General features: G+C 43.5%; 3 protein-coding genes and 1 pseudogene. All 4 read left to right on the top strand.

Features of this window, described 5'->3' with window-relative positions; genetic code table 11:
• A pseudogene (gene rpsE, locus A2517_RS11770) lies at positions 1–89 on the top strand (30S ribosomal protein S5); the annotation flags it as partial.
• Between the two features lie 3 nt (positions 90–92).
• A complete protein-coding gene (gene rplO / locus A2517_RS11765; protein ID WP_294897304.1) occupies positions 93–491 on the top strand; it encodes a 50S ribosomal protein L15 in 399 nt (132 codons plus the stop codon).
• Positions 491–1,753: a preprotein translocase subunit SecY gene (gene secY / locus A2517_RS11760; RefSeq protein WP_294897301.1), complete on the top strand. Its 1,263-nt coding sequence runs from the start codon at positions 491–493 to the stop codon at positions 1,751–1,753. The genes rplO and secY overlap by 1 nt, the downstream gene beginning before the upstream one ends.
• Positions 1,754–1,755: 2 nt before the next feature.
• Entirely contained in the window at positions 1,756–2,514 is a 759-nt protein-coding gene (gene map, locus A2517_RS11755; protein WP_294897299.1) for a type I methionyl aminopeptidase, read from the top strand.
• Positions 2,515–2,517: the final 3 nt, after the last annotated feature.

Below are 2,517 nucleotides of genomic sequence, written 5' to 3'. Positions count from 1 at the left end.
AAGACATCTTGACGAAGTCTTTGGGTTCTAACAATCCAAACACCGTGGTACGTGCAACAATCGATGCACTATCACGTATCAAAGGATAAGTTATGGCATTAGAAAACCTTACACCTGCTGAGGGTTCAACCCACAGCACAAAACGTCTTGGCCGTGGCCAAGGAAGTGGCCAAGGTAAAACAGCCGGTAAAGGTCACAAAGGTCAAAAAGCACGTAAAGGTTACAATGAAAAGCGTAACTTTGAGGGTGGACAACAACCACTTGCGCGCCGTTTGCCAAAAATCGGTTTTACATCACGTGTTGTTAAACCAACAATTATTAATGTTGAAAAAACAAAGGTAATTGCTGAACTTGCAGAGATCACAATGGAGAGTATCCGTAGTGTGCACCGTTTGAATAAATCGGTCACTAAGGTAAAACTCGTTGGTGCAAGTGCAAAAGATTTAGCATCTAAAATCAAAGACGAAAACGTTACAACAACTGGTAACTAATGAACCAACAACTTGTAAACAAGATCTTAATTACGATCGGTTTTCTCTTTATCTTCCGTCTACTGGCATATGTGCCGGTACCGGGTGTTGACACAGCTGTCATCGCTTCGTTTTTTGATGATCACGCGGCAGATGCGTTAGGTCTCTTCAATATGTTCAGCGGAAATGCCGTAGAACGTTTATCTATCATCTCTCTTGGCATTATGCCCTACATCACAGCTTCAATTATTATGGAACTTTTAGCAGCCACTTTCCCGAACTTAGCGCAAATGAAAAAAGAGCGCGACGGTATGGTTAAATACATGCAAATTATCCGCTATGCAACGATTGCCATTACGATTGTACAAGCAATCGGCGTCAGTGTAGGATTGCAGAGTATGACCGGAAAAGACGGCAGCAGTGCTATTTTAGTAGATCACAGTACCTTTATGTTGTTGGCAGTCGTTTCGATGCTAGCTGGGACTATGTTGTTGATGTGGATCGGTGAACAGATTACCCAAAGCGGTATCGGTAACGGTGTCTCTTTGATCATCTTCGCCGGTATTGTTTCGGCAATTCCGAGTGCGATTTCACAAGCGGTAACGATGGTCAATACCGGGGCGATGGGATTTCTGTCGCTTGTAGGTATTATTGCCCTCATTATTGCGACGGTTTTAGTCATTATCTATGTTGAGCTGGGTGAACGCCGTATTCCGGTTACCTATGCTAAAAAGACAATGATGGAAAATCAAAACAAGCGGGTTATGAACTATATTCCGGTTAAAGTGAATCTTTCAGGGGTTATCCCGGTTATTTTTGCTTCGGCTATTTTGATGTTCCCGATGACAGTAATGTCATCAAGCACTAACCCGACGGTTCAAGCCATCGCCGACGTATTGAATCCGAATCACTATTTCTTTAACTTTTTGACCTTTGTATTTGTTGTATTCTTTGCATTTTTCTATGCGTCAATCGTATTTAATGCTAAAGATATTGCGGATAATTTAAAACGTCAAGGCGGGTTTATTCCGGGTGTTCGTCCGGGAGAATCAACCAAAGAGTTTTTGAATGATACGGCAGGACGTTTGACCATTACGGGTGCTATCTATCTTGGTTTGGTGGCAACACTGCCATGGATCATTGTAAAAGCGATGGGAGTACCGTTCTTCTTTGGAGGAACAGCCGTTCTTATCGTGGTTCAAGTAGCCCTAGATACGATGCGTCGAATCGAAGCACAAGTTTATATGTCTAAATACCAGACTCTTAGTGCGGTTGGCCTGTAACAATGGCGATTGCGCTACGAAAAAATGATGAACTAACCAAACTTCGTGCCGCGAATAAAATCGTCGGTGCGACCTTAGAACTTTTAGCTGCTCATACTAAGCCGGGAGTCACATTAAAAGAGTTGGATGCCTTGGGTGAGGAGTATATCCGAAGTCAAGGTGCCGTCCCTTCTTTTAAAGGACTTTACGGATTTCCCAGCGCGGTATGTACTTCCGTCAACGAAGTGATTATTCACGGTATACCGACAGATTACGCTCTTCAAGAGGGTGATATTGTCGGGTTTGACGTAGGGACACAAAAAAACGGGTATTTCGGCGATGCGGCAATCTCTGTCGGTGTCGGTAAAATTTCTCTAGAAGATGAAGCATTAATCGCATGTTCGAAAGATGCTTTGTACTTCGCGATTGAGACGATTCAAGAGGGGATGCGCTTTAAAGAGCTCTCTTATGAAATTGAAAAGTTTATTATTGGAAGAGGTTTTACCCCTTTGCGCGGTTTTTGCGGGCATGGGATCGGTAAGAAGCCGCACGAAGAACCTGAGATACCAAACTATCTTGATGGGGGCAATGCGAAGCAGGGTCCTAAAATCAAAAACGGGATGGTATTTTGCTTGGAGCCGATGATTTGTCAAAAAGAGGGAACATCCAAAATTTTGGCAAACGGCTGGGATGTGGTGAGCACGGATGGGCTGAGAGGCTCTCATTACGAGCATACGGTTGCAATTATCAACGGTAGAGCTGAAATATTATCAATCGCGTAAAGG

Origin of the sequence: Sulfuricurvum sp. RIFOXYD12_FULL_44_77 (assembly GCF_001830725.1) — a bacterium.
In the GTDB taxonomy this organism is placed as follows: domain Bacteria; phylum Campylobacterota; class Campylobacteria; order Campylobacterales; family Sulfurimonadaceae; genus Sulfuricurvum; species Sulfuricurvum kujiense_A.
The sequence above is the reverse complement of the archived record's forward strand: the minus strand, read 5'-3'. Positions and strand labels throughout refer to the sequence as shown.